This is a genomic window from Campylobacter canadensis (genome assembly GCF_013177655.1).
Lineage (GTDB): Bacteria > Campylobacterota > Campylobacteria > Campylobacterales > Campylobacteraceae > Campylobacter_E > Campylobacter_E canadensis.
The window spans coordinates 1,741,614-1,762,421 of record NZ_CP035946.1 but is presented as its reverse complement, the minus strand read 5'-3'; the positions used below and the strand labels follow the sequence as shown (position 1 = coordinate 1,762,421).

General features: G+C 27.1%; 24 protein-coding genes and 1 pseudogene. 15 read left to right on the top strand and 10 right to left on the bottom strand.

Annotation, left to right across the window (positions count from 1 at the left end; all coding sequences use genetic code 11):
* Positions 1-7: 7 nt before the first annotated feature.
* A complete protein-coding gene (locus CCANL266_RS08500; RefSeq protein ID WP_172234015.1) occupies positions 8-919 on the bottom strand; it encodes an SAM-dependent methyltransferase in 912 nt (303 codons plus the stop codon).
* Positions 916-1,692, bottom strand: coding sequence for a M23 family metallopeptidase (locus CCANL266_RS08495; RefSeq protein WP_172234013.1), 777 nt, complete (start codon positions 1,690-1,692; stop codon positions 916-918). The genes CCANL266_RS08500 and CCANL266_RS08495 overlap by 4 nt, the downstream gene beginning before the upstream one ends.
* A 150-nt stretch (positions 1,693-1,842) precedes the next feature.
* On the opposite strand from CCANL266_RS08495, the gene CCANL266_RS08490 reads away from it, so the two are divergent.
* The 6 genes and pseudogenes from CCANL266_RS08490 to CCANL266_RS08465 all read left to right on the top strand — a co-directional run.
* Positions 1,843-2,148, top strand: a complete 306-nt coding sequence (locus CCANL266_RS08490) for a hypothetical protein (protein WP_172234011.1) — start codon at positions 1,843-1,845, stop codon at positions 2,146-2,148.
* The gene (locus CCANL266_RS08485; protein WP_172234009.1) at positions 2,138-2,581 is read left to right on the top strand and encodes a hypothetical protein; all 444 of its coding nucleotides are present in this window, start codon (positions 2,138-2,140) and stop codon (positions 2,579-2,581) included. Before CCANL266_RS08490 ends, CCANL266_RS08485 begins: the two co-directional genes overlap by 11 nt.
* A gap of 10 nt (positions 2,582-2,591) precedes the next feature.
* Positions 2,592-2,825 carry a hypothetical protein gene (locus tag CCANL266_RS08480; protein ID WP_172234007.1) on the top strand — a complete coding sequence of 78 codons (234 nt, stop codon included), beginning with the start codon at positions 2,592-2,594 and terminating at the stop codon, positions 2,823-2,825.
* Positions 2,825-3,373 (top strand): hypothetical protein, encoded by a 549-nt coding sequence (locus tag CCANL266_RS08475; RefSeq protein WP_172234005.1) that lies wholly within the window; start codon positions 2,825-2,827, stop codon positions 3,371-3,373. The genes CCANL266_RS08480 and CCANL266_RS08475 overlap by 1 nt, the downstream gene beginning before the upstream one ends.
* On the top strand, positions 3,351-5,423 hold the full coding sequence (locus tag CCANL266_RS08470) for a heavy metal translocating P-type ATPase (protein ID WP_172234003.1): 2,073 nt from the start codon (positions 3,351-3,353) through the stop codon (positions 5,421-5,423). The genes CCANL266_RS08475 and CCANL266_RS08470 overlap by 23 nt, the downstream gene beginning before the upstream one ends.
* A gap of 32 nt (positions 5,424-5,455) precedes the next feature.
* A pseudogene (locus tag CCANL266_RS08465) lies at positions 5,456-5,620 on the top strand (type I restriction enzyme HsdR N-terminal domain-containing protein); the annotation flags it as partial.
* Between the two features lie 102 nt (positions 5,621-5,722).
* Here CCANL266_RS08465 and CCANL266_RS08460 read toward each other — a convergent pair.
* Genes CCANL266_RS08460 through rpsU form a run of 4 tightly spaced genes read right to left on the bottom strand, consistent with a single transcriptional unit; the run spans position 5,723 to position 7,427 of the window.
* The gene (locus CCANL266_RS08460) at positions 5,723-6,145 is read right to left on the bottom strand and encodes a methylated-DNA--[protein]-cysteine S-methyltransferase (protein ID WP_172234001.1); all 423 of its coding nucleotides are present in this window, start codon (positions 6,143-6,145) and stop codon (positions 5,723-5,725) included.
* A gap of 37 nt (positions 6,146-6,182) precedes the next feature.
* On the bottom strand, positions 6,183-6,737 hold the full coding sequence (locus CCANL266_RS08455) for a Cj0371 family chemotaxis-regulating polar lipoprotein (protein WP_172233999.1): 555 nt from the start codon (positions 6,735-6,737) through the stop codon (positions 6,183-6,185).
* Positions 6,737-7,171, bottom strand: coding sequence for a helix-turn-helix domain-containing protein (locus CCANL266_RS08450; protein WP_172233997.1), 435 nt, complete (start codon positions 7,169-7,171; stop codon positions 6,737-6,739). The genes CCANL266_RS08455 and CCANL266_RS08450 overlap by 1 nt, the downstream gene beginning before the upstream one ends.
* A gap of 43 nt (positions 7,172-7,214) precedes the next feature.
* Positions 7,215-7,427: a 30S ribosomal protein S21 gene (gene rpsU / locus CCANL266_RS08445; protein ID WP_172233995.1), complete on the bottom strand. Its 213-nt coding sequence runs from the start codon at positions 7,425-7,427 to the stop codon at positions 7,215-7,217.
* Positions 7,428-7,545: 118 nt separating this feature from the next.
* On the opposite strand from rpsU, the gene ccoG reads away from it, so the two are divergent.
* From ccoG to ribD, 6 genes are read left to right on the top strand one after another with little or no spacing between them, the layout of a single operon-like run.
* Positions 7,546-8,889 (top strand): cytochrome c oxidase accessory protein CcoG, encoded by a 1,344-nt coding sequence (gene ccoG, locus CCANL266_RS08440; protein WP_172233993.1) that lies wholly within the window; start codon positions 7,546-7,548, stop codon positions 8,887-8,889.
* Entirely contained in the window at positions 8,862-9,446 is a 585-nt protein-coding gene (locus CCANL266_RS08435) for a TetR/AcrR family transcriptional regulator (protein ID WP_172233991.1), read from the top strand. The genes ccoG and CCANL266_RS08435 overlap by 28 nt, the downstream gene beginning before the upstream one ends.
* Before the next feature lie 54 nt (positions 9,447-9,500).
* A complete protein-coding gene (locus CCANL266_RS08430) occupies positions 9,501-10,643 on the top strand; it encodes an efflux RND transporter periplasmic adaptor subunit (RefSeq protein WP_172233989.1) in 1,143 nt (380 codons plus the stop codon).
* 2 nt (positions 10,644-10,645) lie between these two features.
* Positions 10,646-13,783: an efflux RND transporter permease subunit gene (locus CCANL266_RS08425; protein WP_172233987.1), complete on the top strand. Its 3,138-nt coding sequence runs from the start codon at positions 10,646-10,648 to the stop codon at positions 13,781-13,783.
* Positions 13,776-15,110 carry a TolC family protein gene (locus CCANL266_RS08420; RefSeq protein WP_172233985.1) on the top strand — a complete coding sequence of 445 codons (1,335 nt, stop codon included), beginning with the start codon at positions 13,776-13,778 and terminating at the stop codon, positions 15,108-15,110. Before CCANL266_RS08425 ends, CCANL266_RS08420 begins: the two co-directional genes overlap by 8 nt.
* Entirely contained in the window at positions 15,103-16,053 is a 951-nt protein-coding gene (gene ribD, locus CCANL266_RS08415) for a bifunctional diaminohydroxyphosphoribosylaminopyrimidine deaminase/5-amino-6-(5-phosphoribosylamino)uracil reductase RibD (protein WP_172233983.1), read from the top strand. The genes CCANL266_RS08420 and ribD overlap by 8 nt, the downstream gene beginning before the upstream one ends.
* On the opposite strand, the gene waaF is transcribed toward ribD, so the two are convergent.
* Both waaF and CCANL266_RS08405 read right to left on the bottom strand, forming a co-directional pair.
* Positions 16,045-16,935: a lipopolysaccharide heptosyltransferase II gene (gene waaF, locus CCANL266_RS08410; RefSeq protein WP_172233981.1), complete on the bottom strand. Its 891-nt coding sequence runs from the start codon at positions 16,933-16,935 to the stop codon at positions 16,045-16,047. The two genes, ribD and waaF, sit on opposite strands and share 9 nt — an antisense overlap.
* Positions 16,932-17,816: an LpxL/LpxP family acyltransferase gene (locus tag CCANL266_RS08405; protein ID WP_172233979.1), complete on the bottom strand. Its 885-nt coding sequence runs from the start codon at positions 17,814-17,816 to the stop codon at positions 16,932-16,934. Before CCANL266_RS08405 ends, waaF begins: the two co-directional genes overlap by 4 nt.
* A 121-nt stretch (positions 17,817-17,937) precedes the next feature.
* Between CCANL266_RS08405 and CCANL266_RS08400 the strand changes: the two genes are divergently transcribed.
* Genes CCANL266_RS08400 through CCANL266_RS08390 form a run of 3 tightly spaced genes read left to right on the top strand, consistent with a single transcriptional unit; the run spans position 17,938 to position 19,689 of the window.
* Positions 17,938-18,264, top strand: a complete 327-nt coding sequence (locus CCANL266_RS08400) for a hypothetical protein (RefSeq protein WP_172233977.1) — start codon at positions 17,938-17,940, stop codon at positions 18,262-18,264.
* The gene (locus CCANL266_RS08395; RefSeq protein ID WP_172233975.1) at positions 18,264-19,403 is read left to right on the top strand and encodes a hypothetical protein; all 1,140 of its coding nucleotides are present in this window, start codon (positions 18,264-18,266) and stop codon (positions 19,401-19,403) included. Before CCANL266_RS08400 ends, CCANL266_RS08395 begins: the two co-directional genes overlap by 1 nt.
* Positions 19,396-19,689: a metal-sulfur cluster assembly factor gene (locus tag CCANL266_RS08390; protein ID WP_172233973.1), complete on the top strand. Its 294-nt coding sequence runs from the start codon at positions 19,396-19,398 to the stop codon at positions 19,687-19,689. The genes CCANL266_RS08395 and CCANL266_RS08390 overlap by 8 nt, the downstream gene beginning before the upstream one ends.
* Here the strand turns inward: CCANL266_RS08390 and CCANL266_RS08385 are convergent.
* Complete coding sequence (locus CCANL266_RS08385; protein WP_172233971.1) at positions 19,686-20,144, bottom strand: YjiG family protein; 459 nt, start codon at positions 20,142-20,144, stop codon at positions 19,686-19,688. The two genes, CCANL266_RS08390 and CCANL266_RS08385, sit on opposite strands and share 4 nt — an antisense overlap.
* On the bottom strand, positions 20,141-20,782 hold the full coding sequence (locus CCANL266_RS08380) for a hypothetical protein (protein WP_172233969.1): 642 nt from the start codon (positions 20,780-20,782) through the stop codon (positions 20,141-20,143). The genes CCANL266_RS08385 and CCANL266_RS08380 overlap by 4 nt, the downstream gene beginning before the upstream one ends.
* Between the last annotated feature and the right edge of the window lie 26 nt (positions 20,783-20,808).

The following is a 20,808-nucleotide window of genomic DNA, read 5'->3' as shown; positions in this document are numbered from 1 at the left end:
GTTACAATTAATTTTTAAACTCAAAGCAATAAAAATTATCGCTAAAAGAAAAAAATAAATTTTTCATTTGCATAAGGTGTTTAGGGCTTGTAAAATCACTAATTTTAAAGTCAATTAAAGCCATACTTTGTTTTTTTGCATTGTAAGCAAAACCTAGCTTTTCTAAATAAAAAATAAATTCATAATAATTAATACTAAATGTAATATCACTATTTGCATAAAATTCTTTTAAATCTACTTCAAAAAAAGAATATAAATTATGTTTTTTGAAAATTCTAATTGTAAAATCATTATGTTTTTTAAAATAATCAAAGGATAAAAAATATAATTTTTCACATTTTTGCTTTATAAAATACAAAAAATCATAAATATTAGGGCAAAGTTCGCCTTGAAATTCTTTATAACTTTTTAAAAATTCATTAGCAACTTCGTGATTTAAGCTATGTTCTTTAAAAGTTATTTTATGTTCGCTAATAAAGGCAAAATTATTATTTTGCACCAATTCACATGCAAAACTATCAAATAATTCATTTGCTAGAAAAAAGGCGTTTTTGCTTTTTAATTCGTGCAAATAAATGTGTTTGAAAGCAAATTGACAATTTTTCTTTTGAATTTGTCTTAATTTTTCATATGGTTCAATTATATAAAAATTAATATCTTTTAATACCTCTTCATTATTTTCTTTTAAATAAGTATAAAAATCTTTTAACAAATAACCTTCATTTGCCCCAATCTCAATCACATCGCAAGGTAGCTTTATCTCATTATTTTTTACTAAATTTACAAAGTGCTTTGCAAGTGTAAAAGCAAATAATTCTCCAACGCTAACGCAGGTGTAAAAATCCCCTTGCTTGCCAACTTTTTGAAAGCTAGAGTAATATTTTTTACTCCATTCATCAAAATACTTAGAAAAAATCATTTTAAATACTTATTAATTTCTTCAATAAAGCTAAGCGGCTCAACACTTAAACCATTTATAGCAACTCCAAAATGAAAATGCGGTCCGCTAACCCTGCCCGTATCTCCACTTAAACCTACGATATCGCCTAATTTTACTTCATCGCCAACTTTTACTAAAATTTTACTTAAATGATAATATTGAGTAAAAACTCCATAACCGTGGTCAATTATTACACTTTTACCAGCAAAAATTCTATCAGCACACAAAACCACAATACCGTCATTTGCAGCCTTAATTTTTGTACCAATTGCAGCTTTAAAATCAGTGCCAGAATGATAGCTTACAACTTCATTATTAAATAATCTTGCACTACCATAAGCACTTGTAATCTTACTATTTATTGGAAGGATAAATTTTTTATTTAAATAAGCTTTTTTTACACTGTTTTTATAAACTAGATTAGCTTCATTTAATTCTTTGTTTATTCTATTTGTGTTTTTTTTATTTTTTTTAAGTATTTGCGGCTTTGTAATTTGTATATTTTCTTTTTTATATTCTCCAAAAATTAGAGTATATTGTTGTTTTTTAGCATTTTTGTATTCAATTTCATATTCGCCTAATTTTGCCTTATAAAAAGGTGCTAAAATTGCTAGAGTATAGTCTTTAAAAAAATAATTTGTGTAATTTAGTTCACTTTTTATAATCTCATCTTTTGTAATATAGCTTTTTGCATTTTGAATATTTTGCGCAAAAAGTTCTAAGCAAAGACATAAAAATATAATTTTTTTCATTGTTATCCTTTAAAAAATAATTATTTTTATAATAGCAACTTTTGATTTAATTATAAATTTTATAATTTGTTAATTATCATTATCATACATATTTTATTTTATTTTAAGTTTATGATAATAAAATCACTCTCGTAAAAAGAAAGGAAAAAAATGAAAAAAAGCAAAATGTTAAATGATATTTTACCTTTTGTTAAGATAATACATCATTCAAGTGGAAGACTTAGACTTGATGTAAGTTCAAAGATAAAAGAGCTTGATAATTTAGATGAAATCAATTTAGATGATGTTTTTAACATTAAAGGCATTTTAGATTTAAAAGTAAATAAGTTATTAGGCAAAATCACCATTTTATATGATGATAAACTTTTAGCTATGAGTAGTTTTGAGAATTTGTTAAATTCAAAAAACGAAGATGAGATTAAATTAGCATTAAAGGAATTTAACATTGAAGATTGAGCTTAAAATTTCTCATCCTGATTTTTTACAAGATTTGCAAATTAGTGAAGTTTTAAAAGCTTATGAGCTATGCTTAAAAAGCGTGAAAATGTACGAATTTTTTTATAAAGAATTTAAAAATGAGTTGTTTTTTAGATTATGGCAAGAAAGACTTATTTTAAATGATTTGTTTAATTATGAGTATGAATTTGTTTTTGAAGCTAGTTTAGAAGAAGCTTATATTTTAGCTCTTGCACAAGAGTTAAAAATTGTTTATGAATGTAAAAAAGCTTCGTTATTATGCAAAAATAGTGAATGTAAGGACCTTATTTTTAGACTTTGGGCAAGTAGTGTAAATGAAAGCCAAAAAGCTTTAAAAGAAGGATTAGTTGGTTTAAATGAGCCTAATATCAACTCATTTATAAATACCTTGTTAAAAGATATTATAAAATAAGGAGACAAAAATGCCAATTCCGTTTATATTAGGTGCGATTGCAGGTGCAACTTGTGTTAGTGTATATTTAAAAAAAGACAAAATTAAAGAAAATTTAAGTTCTTTAAAAGATGAAAATTTTGCTAAAAGTGCAGGAAAATGTGTAGAAAACACAATTAATAAAATTCAAAATTTTAAATTACCTTGTATTTGCGAAAAAGCAGCGCAACAAAATAATGCAAAAAGTAAAAAAGCTGCAAAATAATGCTTAGCTCAAATAGATTACCAGCTGACCATTTTTTAAGCAGCTCTTTAAATTCTTTTTTTAGCACACAGAATTTAAATTCATCTTTATATTCTGGTGCTATGAGTTACCTTGCAATATCAACTAGCAACAGTATTGCAAAGAGTGAGTATAAAAATGCCTTGCTTTCAGCAGCAAGTGCTTTGATATTAAAAAATACATTAGGAGATAAAATGACAAACCAAAATACAAACCAAAATACAAACCAAAATTTATGCCCAAATTGCCAAAACCCATATTTAAATACTAACAATAATCAAAATAACCAAAACAATTCAAATAATAATGGGCTTTTAGGTAATTTATTTTCAAATAATAATTCATCATCTTTTTTATCAAGCCCTTTATTTAAAGGTATGTTAATTGGCGGAACAATTGCATATTTTTTATGCAATAAAGATGCAAAAGATAATTTAGCAAAAGTAGTTGCAAAGGTGCAAAATTATACAAGTGCTGCATTAGAAGAATTTAAAGAGCAAGTAGAAGATGCAAAAGCTTCAATGCAATAATGTAATTCATTACAGTAAAAAACGCTTAAGAATTCGTTTGCTTTCACTAAATGAAAGTGTTGATGTTAATATTTTAGTAAGTGATTTTGCTAATGTATTTCCATCATTTTTCATAAGCGTTATGCTTAATGCAAAATGTATTAGTTTTAGCAAGATTGATGATATAAGTGAAGATGAGGTAAATAAAATTTGTGCTTATTTTAATGAGTATAAATTAGTAAAACTAAAGCATAAAAAAGAAAAACCAAGTAAGGCAAATATTTACGCATCTTTATTAGCCTTAGCTAATTCTTATACAAGTAATCCTGTTTTAGATAAGCAAGCAAGTTTGCTTACTTCATATCCTTTATTAAAAGAAGGTTTGCTTGATTTAGTTGAAAATGGGCTTACTTCACATGTTTTAGAAGCAGCAGCAGTAGCAGTATCGCTTTTAAGAAAAGATTATAAAGCAGCAAATAGTACTAATTTTATGCTAAATATTGGCGAATATATTGAAGAAAGTGCAGTTTTAAAAAGCGATGATTTAGTAAAAGAATTAGCAAAACCGCAATTAACACACGCTTGGGTGGAAGAAAATAACGAACTTGTAAAAAAGTCTACTGATGAATTAAAAATAGGAGATATTGTTGTAGTTAGCACAGGAGAAGCAATCGCAGTTGATGGATATATTGTAGATGGCGATGCAAATGTAAATTGTGTTAGTATGACAGGAGAAGCTAATGCGGTATTTAAAGAGCGTGGAGATAGGGTTTTAAGCAGTACAATAGTTGAAGAAGGTAGAATAAAAATTTGGGCAGAGGCAGTTGGAGAAAATACAACCACAGCAAAAATTTTGCATTACATGAAAGACTGCTTAGAAGAAAAATCGCAAATTGGAAAAAAGGCGGTAAATTTAGCAAATTCTTTAGTACCATTTACGCTTAGCCTAGCAGCAATTGCGTATTTATTTAATGGCTCTAGCGCACTTGCATCTGTTTTACAGGCTGATTATTCTTGTGCTTTAAAACTTGCAACCCCAGTTGCTTTTAAAAGCGCAATTTCTTATGCTGGAAAAAGACAAATTCTTTTAAAAGGTTCTCAAGTTTTAGAAAGATTAAGCGAGGTTGATACCTTTGTATTTGATAAAACAGGAACACTAACAAGCGGAGATTTAAAGGTTAAAGCTGTTTATTCTTTTGTAAAAGAATACGATGAGCAGTCTTTATTAAATTTAAGCGCTAGTGCCGAAGAGCATTATTTTCACCCAGTAGCAGAAGCGGTCGTAAAAGCAGCAAAACAAAATGGCTTTTCTCATATTAATCACGGAGAAGTGGAGTTTATTGTTGCACACGGGATTAAAACTAGCATTGATAAAGAAGAAGTAATTATAGGTTCAAGGCATTTTTTAGAAGATGATGAAGGTGTGGATTTTAGCAAAAATGAAGATAAAATTAATGAATTATTAAATAGTGGTCTTACCTTGCTTTATATAGCAAAAGCTAAGCAATTATTAGGTGTAATTGCAATGAGTGATGAGCTTAGGTTTAATTCTAAAGAAAGTATTTTAAAACTTAAACAAAATGGTGTAAAAGAAGTAATTATGCTTACTGGTGATATTTATGATAGAGCAATTAGTGTTGCAAATGAGCTTGGAATTGATAAAGTTTATGCACAGCTTTTACCACAAGATAAAGCACAAATTACTAAAAAGTTAAAAGACGAAGGCAGAAAAATAGCCTTTGTTGGAGATGGGATTAATGATGCGCCTTCTTTAGTTCAAGCTGATGTTGGAATTTCTATGCAAAAAGGTGCTGATATTGCTAAGGCAAGTGCTGATATTGCCTTATTAAAAGATGATATTTCTTGTGTTGTACATGCTAAGATTTTAGCTAATGAAACAATGAAAAAAATTCAAAAGAATTTTAAAAGCACGGTATGGATAAATTCAGCTATTTTATTAGGAGCAGCAAGCGGTATTTTAAACCCAAGTACAACAGCTCTAGCACACAACGGCACTACAATAGCACTTTTAATTAATTCTTTAAAGCAAAATTACAAAGCCTTAAATTAAGGTTTTGTAATAATTGTTAAAATGGGGTATAGATGATTACAAAAAATAATTTAAAACAAGTTTTAGAAAACTTAGGCTTTAAAAATAAAAATGAAAATTATGTAAAAACAATCAATAATTACACACTTTTAATAGATTATAAAAACCAAAGTATTAATTATCCAAAAGAAATAAAAATTCACGATAAAACTACTTCTTTTTAAAAGTTTAAGAATTAAATAATATTTATAATTGATAAAAAGAATGAAAAATAAACTCGTATTTAATGTGTTAAAAATCTTGCAACAATATTTATATGATTAAAGTTTAGCTTTTTCAAGATTAATTAAAAATTCTTTAGCATTTTTTACATTTGATGTAAAATTACCTATTTGCATATTTGATTTTATCACTCTGTGGCAGGGTAAGATAATCAAATATGGATTTTTACTAAGAGCTGTGCCTACTGCTCTATAGGCTTTTGAATTTAGCCTTTGTGCAAGTTCTTTATAGCTTATTAATTCAGCGTAATTTATATTTTTTAATTCTAATAAAACATTTTGTGTAAAAATACTTAAATGTGATAAATCAAGTGGAAGGTTAAAAAAATTAAAATCTTTTTTACAAAAGTATTTTAAAAGCTCATTTTTTGCACTTTTGCTTAAATCGTTTTCATAAAAATCAATTTCATCATCAAGTGTAAAATCAACGCTAATTAAGGCCTTTTTGCTTGCCTTAATCAAAATATTAAAATTATCAATTTTTAGTAAGCTTTGATAATTATGAACCAAAAGAGCCTGTCTTTGAGCTTGAACTTGAGCCAGAATTTTTAAAAAATCCGCTTGATTTAGAACTACTTTTTGAACTTGTGCTTGTTTTATTGAAAGAATTCACACTTTTTTGATAAGCGCTTGGATTTTGATAATGACTTGCCTTTTGATTTGCAAAATTAGAATTATTAAATAATTTATTTCCAATCCAACTACCAATTATCGCACCAGCAACAGAGCTAAGCAAAACTTCTCCTAAAGAATGGCTTGAGCTTATTGAAGAATTAGTAAGTGAGCTTGAATTGTTATCAATTTTTGCATTTTCTGCTTTTATAATTTCATCTAATTCTTCCTTACTTAAAATTCTTTCATTCCCGTTTAATTCTTTTAAAACCACTCTTGTTTCTTCAGCAGGAAATTCTTCTTTAATTTTGTATTGTTTTGGTGCGTATTCTTCTATTATTAAAAAAGAGCCTTGAGCTTGTTTTTGCTCTTCTTGCGCCCCACAAGCGCTTAAAAGTAAGCCAGAAGCTATTGCTGATATTTGTAAGGTATATTTATTCATTAATTATCCTTTATCTTAGATAGTTTTTTATTTTTTATAAATATTTGACTATTTTCAATTTTAATTTTTTTGTTTTTTCCTATTTGTGATAATAAAAATTTTCTTATTTTATCTCTTTTATTTTCTTTGAATTTTAATAAATATTCATTAAGTAGCAGCCATTTTGCCTTTGTAATTACAGGTGTATTTAGCTGGTTTTTTAACAACTCAATTTCATTTCTTAATTCAATATGAACTAATTTTAATTGATTTATTTGATTGATTAAATCTGAATTGATAAGTTGAGTATTATCTTTTTGTACTTGCTCATCTAAAATCACATAAGTTTTATTATTTTCTTTTACTGATTTTAAACTTCCTCTTCTAATTCTATTATAGATTGCTTCTTTGCTTATATTTAATTCTTTAGCTGCATCATTTACTGATAATTTCATCTTAATCCTAAAGAAACTAAAGAGCTAAAAAGCCCTTTAGATATTATAATTTTGCTTCATAGTGTCTTAGCATATAAAGACGCTTAAGCATTTTCTTTCTTGCAGAAATTTTTTGCTTCTTGCGAATTTCTGTCATAGGCTCAAAAAAGCGTCTAGCACGAACTTCAGTTACAATTAAGTTACGGTCAGTTTGCTTTTTAAACTTACGGTACGCTTCGTCAAATGATTCGTTTGGATGAACTTTAATTCCAGGCACGAAAATCACTTCCTTTCTTGTTGAAAATAAAAAGCCTTAAGAATATATAAAAATTGTAAATATTTAATTAAATTGTTTAATTTTTGATACTACAATGTGAAAAATTTGGAGGGTAATTATGATTACACATTATTTAAAAAAAAGAATTTTTACATATTTTTTAGCCACTGCAGTAATTTTTCTTTTACCATTTGTAAGAATAAATAATAATCATTTCTTTTTATTATCATTTGATAAGCAAAAATTACATTTATTTTTTGTATCGTTTAATACAAATGAGCTTTATTTAATGCCGTTTTTATTAATTATGATGTTTGTTTTTATTTTTTTTATTACTAATTTACTTGGTCGTGTATGGTGTGGATGGGCATGTCCTCAAACTCTATTTAGAATGATTTATAGAGATATAATTCAAACAAAAATTTTTAAATTATATGCAGGTAGAAAAAATAAACAAAATCCAATAAGAAATAATATTATAAAAAAAATACTTAGCGTTGTGCTTTTTTATTTTATTTCTCTTGTAGCAGCTAGTAATTTTTTATGGTATTTTATTCCGCCTGAAGATTTTTTTACTTATATTCAAAATCCTAATGAACATTTACTTTTACTGGGAATAGTATTTTTTTTATCTCTTTTTATAACCTTTGATATTACTTATATTAAAGAAAATTTTTGTGCTTATTTATGCCCTTATGCAAGAATACAAAGTGTGATGTTTGATAATGATACAAAGATGGTAATTTATGATGAAGGTCGTGGGGGTTTAATTTATAAAGATGGAGTTAAATTTACTAAAAAGCCTTTAGGCGGAGAATGTATAGCCTGTGAAGCCTGTGTAAAAGTTTGCCCAACTCATATTGATATAAGAAAGGGTATGCAACTTGAATGTATTAACTGCCTTGAATGTGCTGATGCTTGTAGCGTTGTGCAAAGTAGATTTAATCGCCCATCATTAATTAATTGGAATAGTACAAATGCAATTATTAAAAAAGAAAAGATTAAATATTTTAGAGCTAAAACGATAGGGTATTTAATATTTTTAAGTATTTTATTAGTGGGTTTAATTTATAAAGCAAATCACAAAGAAACAATGCTTTTAAATATAAATAGAACAAGCGAACTTTATAGTGTTAAAAAAGACGAAGTTGTTAATGCTTATTCAATTTTATTGCAAAATACAGATAAAAAAGAACATAAGTTTTATCTTGAAATATTAAGCGATGATAAAAATATTTATATTCATAAACCTAAAAAAGCTTTTAGTATTAAAGCAGGTGAAAAAACTCCAAGAATTTTAGTTTTAAAAGCACGATGTGATAGTACATTAAAAGAAGATAAAAATATAAATATAAAATTAAAAGCTTATGCTACTGATGATGATAAGATAAATATAATAAAAGATACGGTATTTATTTACCCTAAAGGAGAATTATGCAAGATAAAAAAACACAAATATTAAAAGTAGCAAGTGAAATTTTCCTTGAAAAAGGTTATGAAAATACAAATTTATTAGATATTACCGCTAAAAATGGTGGCTCTTTAGCTACTATTTATAAATTATTTTCTAATAAAGATGAATTATTTTGTAAAGCTGTTGAGTATTGTTTTGAAGAAAAAACACAAATGCTAATTAAATTAAGCAAAGACTATAATTACAATAGTTTAGAAGAATTTTTATTTGTATTTTCTAAAGAATATTATAAGGTTTTTTACTCTGATTTTAATTTTAAATTTTTTAAATTAGTTAGCGTTGCAATTTATAAAAACAAAGATTTTCAACAAAAAGCCGATGAAGCAGATAAAAAAATTCTTGAAAATTCCTTTGCAAATGCTTTGAGAAAATATTTAGATATTGACGAAGCTTTATGTGAAAAATATGCTGAAATGTATATTAGTATGCTAAGGGGCTCTAATATTTTAGATTTATTTTTTACCACTAAATTAAAGTTAGATGAAGAGCAAATTAATAAACATATTTCTTTTGTAAATTTTATGTTTTTAAAAATGATTAAGTAAGAAATATTTACTTTTTTAATTACAATTACACATAAATTTTTTTAAGGAAGTTATATGAAAATAATATTAAAGACAAGCTTAATAGCTTTAAGCGTTTTTTTAATAGGTTGCAATGATGAAAAAGCAGCACAAAATGCAGCAGCTATGCCAAGTTTAGTTGATGTAAGCAAGGTTATAGCTGAAGATGCAAAGGTTTATTATAAGTATTCAGCTACTTTACAAGCAGATAATTATGTAAGCATAATGCCAAAAATTTCAGGTGAAATCAAAAAAATATATTTTAAAGATGGAGATTTTGTAAAAGCTGGTACTGTTTTATATAAAATTGATGATGAACAAATAAAAGCAAATTATGATGTTTCATTGGCTGATGTTGAGGTAGCAAATGCAAATTATGAAAATGCAAAAACAGATTATGAAAGGTCAGCTGGTCTTTATGAAAAGAAAGCAATTTCTCAAAAAGAATATGAAAGCAAATTAGCAAATTATAAAAGCGCAAAGGCTAATTTAACAAAGGCAAATTCAGCTTTAAAATTAGCTAAATTAAATCTTGATTATACAGAAGTTAAAGCGCCTTTTAGTGGTTTGGTGCAAGATAGTTTAGTAGATGTTGGCTCTTATGCAGTTGCAAATAATACAAAATTAGTAAATATTATTAACCAAGATAATTTAAAAGCAGTTTTTTATATTCCTGATAGTTCAAGTTTAAATTTTAGCTTTAACGGAAAAGATTGGGATTTTGCAAACGCAAAGGCACATTTTAGCCTAAATAATAAAGAATATAATGGAAGTTTAGAATATCTTTCAAATGATATTGAGTTAGCGAGTTCAAAGGCTTATGCTTTATTTAAAAATACTGATTATTCGCTTAAAAATGGAACTTATGTAAATTTAGTAATTGATAATATTTCAAAAGATAATTCTTTTGTGATTAAAAAAGAAAATTTATTACAAGATATCAACGGATATTATGTATATGTAAAGAAAAACAATAAAGCAGAGCAAGTTTATGTAAATCCTATTTTTGATGATGAAAATATAGCAGTAGTTAGTGCAGAAAATTCAAAATTAAAAGTAGGAGATGAACTAATTTTAAATAATTATAAAAAGATTTACCCAGGTGCAAGCGTGGCAACAGATGCTGAATTTAAAGCAATGATGAGTAAGCAAGCTAGCGCTAAAGAAGTTAAGGAATAAAAATGTTTTCAAAATTCTTTATTTATAGACCTGTATTTGCTATTGTTGTTTCTATTATTATAACAATAGCAGGTATTGTTGGTATGAAAGGTTTAGCGGTTGAGGAGTATCCTAATTTAACTTCTCCAAGCATTAATATAAGTGCTACTTATACTGGAGTTGATGCGCCTACATTATCGCAAAATGTTGCTAGTGTGCTTGAAGATGCAATTAATGGTGTTGAAGATATGATTTATATCCAAAGCAATTCAAGCTCAAGTGGTTTATTGCTTATGAATGTGTATTTTAAAGTTGGTAAAGACCCAAGCAAGGCTTTAATTGATGTAAATAATAAAGTTCAAAGCGTTCAAGCAAAATTACCTGATGTTGTAAAAAGATTAGGTGTAAATGTAAATGAAAGCTCTTCAAATATACTTGAAGTAGTAAGTGTTTATTCTCCTGATAATTCAAGAGATGAGATTTATTTAAATAACTATGTAAATTTAAATATTGCAGATGAGCTTAAAAGGGTTGAAGGCGTTGGCGATGTTGAAGTAATTGCAGGAAAAGATTATTCTATGAGAATTTGGCTTGATAGTGCAAAATTAAATAAATACTCAATTAGCACAAGTGAAGTTAGCGCTGCTATAACTGAACAAAATTCAGAATATCCAACAGGAAATATCGGAGATTTACCATTAGAAAATGTAGCACCTTTTGTATATTCAATGAGTGCAAAAGGCAAACTTAGCACCGTGCAAGAATTTGAAAATATAATAATAAAAGCTTTACCAAATGGAAATATTTTAAGATTAAAAGACATAGCAAGAGTAGAGCTTGGAGCTAAAACTTATTCTTTTGCAGGTAGGGCAAATTCTCAACCGATGATTCCAATGATGATTAAATTAAAATCAGGTGCAAACGCAATTGTAGTTGCAAAAGCAGTTGATGCAAAATTAAAAGAATTAAGTAAAACATTCCCAAGTGGAGTTGCTTATTCAGTACCTTATGATACAACCACCTTTGTTCAAAACAGTATAAATGAGGTTGTAAAAACATTTGCAGAGGCTATTTTGCTTGTTTTAATAGTTATGTATATGTTCTTAAAAAATATTCGTACAACTATTATTCCATTAATTGCTGTTCCTGTTTCTTTACTTGGAACTTTTGCATTTTTATATTTATTTGGTTTTTCAATAAACCTTATTACTTTATTTGCCTTAGTTTTAGCAATAGGAATTGTTGTTGATGATGCTATTGTTGTTGTAGAAAATGTTGAGCGTATTTTTAGAAGTGGCATTACAAAAGATGTAAGAGAAGCTACAAAAATGGCTATGGATGAAGTAACAGGCCCTGTAATTTCTATTGTGTTAGTGCTTTCAGCTGTATTTATCCCTGTATCTTTTTTAGATGGTTTTACAGGTCAAATTCAAAGACAATTTGCAATTACCTTAGTAATTTCTGTTTGTATTTCAGGTTTTGTTGCATTAACACTAACACCTGCTTTATGTGGTGTGCTTTTAAAAGACCACGAAGAAAAACCATTTTTTATAGTTAAAAAATTTAATGACTTTTTTGATTGGAGTACAAGTATATTTTCAGCTGGTGTTGCAAAGGTTTTACGCCATGTGATACCTAGCTTGATTGTGGTTGCAATTTTCTTTTATGGAATTTTTGCCTTAGTTAAAATAATTCCAACTTCTTTAGTGCCTAACGAAGATAAAGGCTATATTATTTCAATATCACAGCTTGCTTCAGCTTCAAACATTGATAAAACTGTAGCTTTTAATAATAAGATTTATGAAGTGGCTAAGTCTTATCCAGCGGTTGAACATATGATTTCTTTAAATGGTTTTGATGTTGAAAGTTCAGCTTTATTACCAAATGCTGGTATTAATTTTATTACTTTAAAAGATTATAAAGATAGAAAAGATTTAGGTGAGCTTGGAACGAGTGCTGGTATTGCAAATGACTTAGTAAAAAAAATGTGGCTTAGCAAAGATGGATTTGCCTTTTTCTTTACCCCACCTGCAATTATGGGCTTATCGCTTACTGGTGGATTTGAGATGTATGTACAAAATAAAAGTGGTAAATCTTATGCAGAAATCAAAAAAGATATTGATGTAATGGTTGCAGCGGCAAATAAACGCCCTGAATTATCTCAAGTAAGAACAACCTTAAGCACCGATTATCCAGAATATAAAATAATTGTAGATGAAAATAAGGCTAAGATTTTAGGCTTAAGTCTTTCAAGTGTTTATTCAAGCTTGAATTCTATTTTTGGTTCAGTTTATGTAAATGATTTTACAGCCTTAGGTAAAAATTTCCAAGTTAATATAAAAGGTGATGAAGAATTTAGAAATAAAAAATCTAATCTTGAAAATATTTTTGTGAAAAATTCAAATGCTCAACAAGTAAGCCTTGCTAGTGTTGTAAGCTTAGTGCCAAATACAACCGCAGCAAGTGTTACGAGATTTAATCTTTTCCCAGCTGCAAATGTTACAGGAGCACCAAAAAATGGTTATTCAAGTGGGGATGCTTTAAAGGCTATACAAGAAGTTTTTTATGAAACTATGAACACTGATGAATATTCTTTTGCTTGGGCGGGAAGCTCGTATGAAGAAGTAAATGCAAGTGGAAGTGGAACTACTGCCTTTGTTTTAGGTATGGTATTCGTATTTTTAATTCTTGCAGCACAATATGAAAGATGGTTAATGCCTCTTGCTGTAATTACTGCAGTACCTTTTGCAGTATTTGGAAGTCTTGCAGCTACTTATTTAAGAGGTACAGAAAATGATATATATTTTCAAATCGGACTTTTATTATTAATAGGTCTTAGTGCAAAAAATGCAATATTAATTGTAGAATTTGCAATGGAAGAAAAATATAAAAATGGTTTAGATACTTTTAATGCAGCTATAAAAGCAGCTAAGCTTAGATTTAGACCAATTATTATGACTTCTTTAGCATTTGGTATTGGTATTTTACCTTTAGTTTTTTCAAGTGGTCCAGGTTCAGCAGCAAGACACGCACTTAGTACAGGTCTTATTGGTGGAATAATTTTAGCATCAACTATATCTATTTTATTTGTTCCGCTATTCTTTTACATACTTGAAAATTTAAATGATAAATTAAAAAAAAGGAAAGAAAAAAATGTATAAAAAAATAGCCTTATCTTTAGCCGCAGCAGTATTTTTTACTGCCTGCAGCGTAAATGATTATAATTTAAAAAGTCCAAGTAATCTAACAGAAAATGTAAGTCATTCTAGTATTTATTACAAAGATATTTTTGAAGACAAAAACCTAACTTATTTACTTGATGTGGCTTTATTAAATAACGAAGATTTATTAATTGCTGCTAAGAATTTGCAAATTGCTAATTCTTATTTAAAACAAGCAAAAATAGATAGACAACCAAGCATAAATGCAAAAGCTGGTGCAAGTGTAAGTAAAACTTTTGATTCAAGTAAGGCACAAAATAGTGAAAATTTAGGATTATCATTGTCTTATCAGCTTGATTTATTTTCAAAATTAAGTAATGCACAAGAAGTTAAAAATCTTCAAGCACAAAAAAGCACTTTTGATTTATTAAGTGCAAAACAGCTTGTAACATACAATATTGCAAAAACATATTTTAATATAATAAATAGCAATAAAAATATAAAAATACTAGAAAATTATGCAAAAAGCTATGAGGTAACTTTAAAGCTTAGAGAAGAAGAATACAATGTAGGTTCAATTACAAAATCAGTATTCTTACAAACAAAGGACCAATATAGCAAAATACAAACTCAATTAAAAGATTTAATTATGCAAAGAGATTTGTATGTAAATGCTTTAAAAATTCTAGTTTTTGGGCTTAATACTTCAATGCAAATAAATTATTCTGATGATATTTATTTTACTTATGATTTGCCAAGCTCTATTCCAAGTGAAATTATGACAAATCGCCCTGATATTGCAAAGGCAATTTTAGATGTAAAAATCGCTCATAAAAATGCTCAAATCGCTAAAGCAAGTTTTTTTCCAAGCTTTAACATAGCTGCTGGAATTACTAGCGGGGCAAGTGATTTTGATTTTGCTACTCCTGCAGCAAGTTTAGGTATTGATATTTTACAGCCATTATTTAATTTATCTAAAAATAAACAAGAATTAAATGTTGCTAATTTAACTCAAGATATTAGCGTTTTAACTTATGAAAAAGTTGTAAAAACTGCTTTAAATGAAGTAAATGACGCTATTATTAAATATAATAATGCTACAACAAAATTAGCAGATTATGATGAAATTATTGAGAATGAAAAAGAAATTTATAGCCTAAATAAAACAGAATTTGATGAAGGCGGAATTAGCTTTTTAGAGTTTTTAGATAGCGAAAGAAATCTTCAAAATAGTTTAATGGAGCAAAATAATTTATTTTTAGCAAAAGTTTTAGCAGCGCTTGATGCTTATAATGCAATTGGTGCTATTAAGTTTGATAATGAATGATGAATTTTATATGTCCTTAGCCATTAATGCGGCTTGGAAAGAACAATTTTTAACCTACCCAAACCCTGCGGTAGGTTGTGTTTTATTAAATAAATATGGCAAAATTTTAAGTATTCAAGCTCATAAAAGTGCAGGAAGCTTTCATGCTGAAAGACTAGCAATAAATCAAGCTTATGAAAAATATGGCAAAGATGAGCTAAAAGATGCTAGTATTTATGTTAGCTTAGAACCTTGCTCAAAATTTGGCAAAACCCCACCTTGCGTTGATATTATTCTTGAAGCAAAGATTAAAAATGTATTTTATGCTTGTAGCGATGAAAGTCAAGAAGGCAAAAAAAAATTACAAGCAAATAATGTAAATGTAAAAGAAGGAATTTTAAAAGAAGAAGCAGCTAAATTAATTGTACCTTTTAAGGCTTGGAGCAATAATAAAAGCTTTGTTTTATTTAAAATGGCACTTGCGTTAAATGGCTCAAATCAAGGAAAAATCAGCGATGAAGATTGTGTAAGATACTATCACGAGATGCGTTCAAAATTAGATTTATTAGTGCTTTGTGCAAACACAATTAGATGTGATAATCCTTTGCTTGATGCAAGGTTTTCAAGTAGTAAAAAAGCACCGAATTTATTAATTTATTCAAAAAAAGATTGCTCTATTTATAAAGATTATAATTTTTACAAGGCTAAAAGAGAGGTTTATTTTTCAAATAATATTGATAATTTTTATGATGATATTAAAAAATTAAATGCAAAAAATATAATGATTGAAGGCGGTTTTAATGCTTTTGAATTATTTAAAGATAAGATAGATTGGCTCTTTTTGCAACAAGGCTTAAGTGCAAATACAAATGATTTTACAAGCTTAAAAACTGATATTCAACTAAAAAGACTTTTTAGTTCTAGTACCTTAAATATGAATTATGGTTTTTATGAATTAGCTTAATTTCATATTATTTAAAACCAAGTCCGCAGTCATTTGCTTCATACAATTATGGTGCTTTAATGGACAAAGCCTTTTCATGCAAGGACTACAATCAAGCTTTAGGCTAAAAACTTGAGCGTTTTTGCTAAAAGGACTGGTTTGTAAGATGTTTGTAGCACCAAAAAAAGCAAACACCCTAATATTTAAAGCAGCACCAATATGCATTATACCGCTATCATTTGCAAGTAAGTATTTGCAAGAACTAAGGGCTAAAATAAGTCTTTTTATGCTAGTTTTTGAGCAAAGATTTATAACTTTTACATTTAATCTGTTTAATTCTTCTTCAATTTTTTTGCAAATCTCTTCATCGCTTTTAACGCCAAAAAGCAATACTTTATAGCCTTTAAAACTCGCTGCAATTTGTGCAAAATATTTAGGTTCATAGCATTTTGCACTACCGTATTTTGCACCAGGAGCTATTGCTATAAAATTTCTTTGTTTTAATTTTTTAAAAGCTAGGCTTGTATCAAGCTCAGTGTAATTTATATTTAATTTTTTTAATAAATTTGCATATTTTAATACTTGATGAATTTGCTTTGCTTTTTCTTTATTAAACAATAATTTTTTCTTTGCTTTTATAAATAAAAAAAGAAATTTTGAACTAAAAGACGCTTTAAAAGATATTGCAATATCAAATTTTTCTTTAATATTTTTAAATTGTTTTAATCTATTTTTTTTATCTTCTATTATTGTGTGTCCTAAATTTTCATACAATGCACAAGCAACATAAGAGCCATAAAAAACAAACTCACATTCTTTATAAGTTTTTTTAAGCAAATTAATAGCTCCAGCAGCCATTGTAGCATCACCAAGCCAGTTAGGTAGATAAATAAAAATTTTCAATATAAATCCTCATAAAAAGTTTTAAATCTTTTATGAAACCAAAAATATTCACTAATATGCTTTTCCCACATTTTCTTAGTACATTCTAGTTGATAAAAACTAAGCTCTTCAATACTATAATCTTTTGCATTAATCGCCTTTAAAAATTCAATACAAAAGCCACCATTAAATTCATAAATATACACAGGCACGATATAAGCATTTACCCTTTTTGCAATTACACTTGCGGCATTACTTTGAGTAACTTTATTTCCATAAAGTAAAAATTCACTGCTTTCTTTAATAGAAGCATCTTGGTCGCTTACAATTCCTATTAATTTATTATTATTTATATCTTTTAGCATTTTTCTTAGTGCATTTTTTTTATCTATAAAACCTACATTAAATTTTTTTCTATTTTTTACTAAGTATTCATTCATCTTTTTTGATTTTAAAGCCCTTCCTACAATGCTAAGCTCTACATTGTATTTAAGCCCAACTGCAGGCGGTAAAAGCTCCCAATTGCCAAAATGTGCGGTAGTAAAAACGATTTTTTCTTTTTTTGCTAAAAGTTCTTTAAATTCTTCATCGTTTTTAAATAATTTAATTTGCTTTAATAGCTGCTTTTCATTAATTTTTTGATTTTTAATAATCAAAAAAATATAATAAATAAATTTTTCATAAATCTTTTTTGCAATTTGATTACTTTGTGGCTGTTTTGCTAATTTGCAAAAATACTCAATATTTTTTAAAATGATATTTTTATGTTTTTTATTAAAAATAAAAAAAATTTTAGCCAATAAAATAGAAAAAATTCTAATAATTTTATTTGGAATAAATTTTAAAATAAAAGAAAAAATATGAAATAAAAAAAGATAAAAATATTCAGCAAAAATATTCATAATCAACCTTAAACACAATTTTCAAGCAGTTTAACGCAAAAATATAAATTCTTATCTTTTTTGACCTAAATCAAAAATAAAAGCTTGTAAAAAAATATAATATCAGCAAAAAGGAGAAAATATGTTTGATTTTAAATCTTGGAAAGAAGTTTCATTAAAAAATGCCACTGTGAAGTTTTATGAAAATGATGAGTATTTAGCTTTTGATAGTAGTGCTTGTATGCCACCTGAACCAATGATTAATGCAAGGGTTGGTTTAAATAATTTAAAAGCTAATCAAAAATTAATTATGCACAATCATCGCAATCCATTGGGTTTATTGCCAAGTGTTAGTGCTTATTTTGATATACAAAGTACTGAAGAAAATGGAATATTTGAATTAATTTTTACCCAAAAAGAAGGAGTAGAAAAAATTAATTTTGATGAAAGCTGCAAGGACCATAAATAATGCTAAATTCTTTTGCGCCGCCGTTTAAATTAGTAGGAATTTATTTTGTATTTGCATTAATGCACTTACTTACTTTTTCTTTTTTACTTTTTAAATTTAATTTAGACTCGGCATATTTTAAAGCATTTTTACATTCATTTTTTGCTGCCTTTGCTTTAAATGTAATTATTGCAAGTTTGTATCAATTAAGCTCTGTTGCCTATGAAAAAGCATTTATTAGCATAAAAATGTCTTTAATTTTTGCTTTAATTTTTAATATTTTTATATGTGTTTTACTTTATGGATTTTATAGCGCTAATTATTCTTTGTGCTTTAAGAGTGCTATTTTTATTTGTATTGCTTTATTTTATTTTATTTTTTTATTTTTATTATCTTTTTATAAGATAAAAAACCTTACACAAATGCTTTTATATTGTGCTGTTGTATATTTATTTTTAGGGCTTTGTGCTGCTTTTTGTATTTTTGCTTTTTATAATTTATATATTGAAATTGAGTATGAAATATTTTTGTATTATCATATATATTTTATGCTTGGTTTTGTGTTTTTTACTTCAATGGGTGCTGCTTTAATGCTTTTACCTATGTTTAGCTTAAATCATAAAAGTCCTATAATCTTAGTAAAAATATCTTTTATTTTATATTTTTTAGCGATTTTTCATTTAGCAATATTTGCATATTTAGCGATGATTGTTTTTGCTATTTGGGTTTTAATCTTGCTAAAAAATAGGGTAAGAAAAAAGCTTGATTATTGGAATATAAATGTTATTTTTAGTGCTTTGTGCTTGATTTTTACTAGTATTTTGTGTTTTTTAAAATATTATAATTTAGCAATTTTATCATTAATTTTTGGAGTATTGCTACCTTTTATAGTTGCGCATATGTATAAAATTTTACCTTTTTTAATTTGGTATCATTTTATAGCTAAATTTGTTGGTAAGTGCAAAGTTCCATTATTAACTGATATGGTAAAAGAAAAATTAGCAAATATTTGTATTTTGCTTAATGTTTTTTGTTTTATTAGTGTTTTATTCTTTAAAGATTTTTTAGCTTATTTTTGGCTTATATTTTTGCTTTTGCTTTTTATTAATATGATAAATATTTTTACTTTTATAAAATACAAAGGAGAAAAAAATGATTAAAAAGATAATTAGTGCAATAAATGAAGTTATTGACCCTGAAGTAGGATTTAGCGTAGTAGAGCTTGGTTTAATTTATAATGTTGAGTTTAATAGCGGAGATTGTATTGTAACTATGAGTTTATCAACTAAATCTTGTCCTATGCATGAGATGATACTTGATTGGGTAAAAAACGCAGCTTTAAGCGTAGAAGGCGTTAATAGCTGCGAGATTAATTTAGTTTTTGAACCTGCTTGGGAAATATCTTTTGCAAGCGATGAGGTAAAAAAAGAATTAAGCTTTTTTTAACTTATTTTAAAATAAAAAGCTAAAAATCCCATAGCAATAAAGGCATTTAAAATACTTGTTAGCATTAGCAATGGCCAATATTTTTTTCTAACTCCTGCAACGCCTAATAATCTTCCCATATATTGAAGTTGTGCGCCCATTAAAAAAATAGCAGGGGTTATAATGCTAATTTGTACATCGTTTAATAAATTATCACTAATAAGGCTAATTAGCATTCCAACTCCAGCACTAACGCTAAGCCAAGCAGATAATAAAACAGCAATGCTTTCTCCAGGTAAAGAAAATAAACTCATAATAGGAGAAAAAATCTTTGCTAATAATTGCATAATTCCTAAAATTGTAAGCATTTTTGCAATCACATAAGCCATTAAAACATTAGGCAATAATGAAAAAACAGCAATATTAAAACCCTTTTTTGCCCCTTCAATAAAAACATCTAATGGATTTTTATTCATGCAAAATCCTTTTTATAAATTGTATTTAGCATAATTCTTACAAAGATTGCTCCTATGAATTTCATAATTATCATAAGCATAATTATAATAATTGGTAAAATACTTAAATGCGAAATAATAGCTGCACCTATAGCAAAAAAGTTATTTATAAGCCCAGCTCCACTATATTGCCAAGCAGCAATTATTATTAAACTTTTTTCATCAATTAATTCATCTTCATAAGCTTGTTTGCTCATAATAGCACCAGCATCAGTGCTTTGTAAATCAGTAATTAAAATTATTCCACAAAGTCCAGCCACGCCTAAAATCGGTCTTAAAATAGGGCTTAATAATTTTTGTGCTGCTTTAATTGCACCGTAGTGCTGCATTAATTCAATAACGCCTAAAGCAAGCATAATTGCAGGAATTAATGAAAAGGCAAATAAAAATCCAGCCCTAGCACCATCTCCACCCTTGCCAAGAAAAGAAAAGCTAAATTCGTTTAATTTTATTTGCCCAAAGGTACCGCTTAATGTTGCAAAATCAAATGCTTTTAAAATATCGTGTTTTGAAAGCAAACCAGAAAAAAACAAAATAAGAAAAATTAAAGCAAGATAAGAGCTAAATTTTACTTTACCAATCACAAATTCATTTTTCATAGTAATCCTTGTTTAAAAGATGTTAA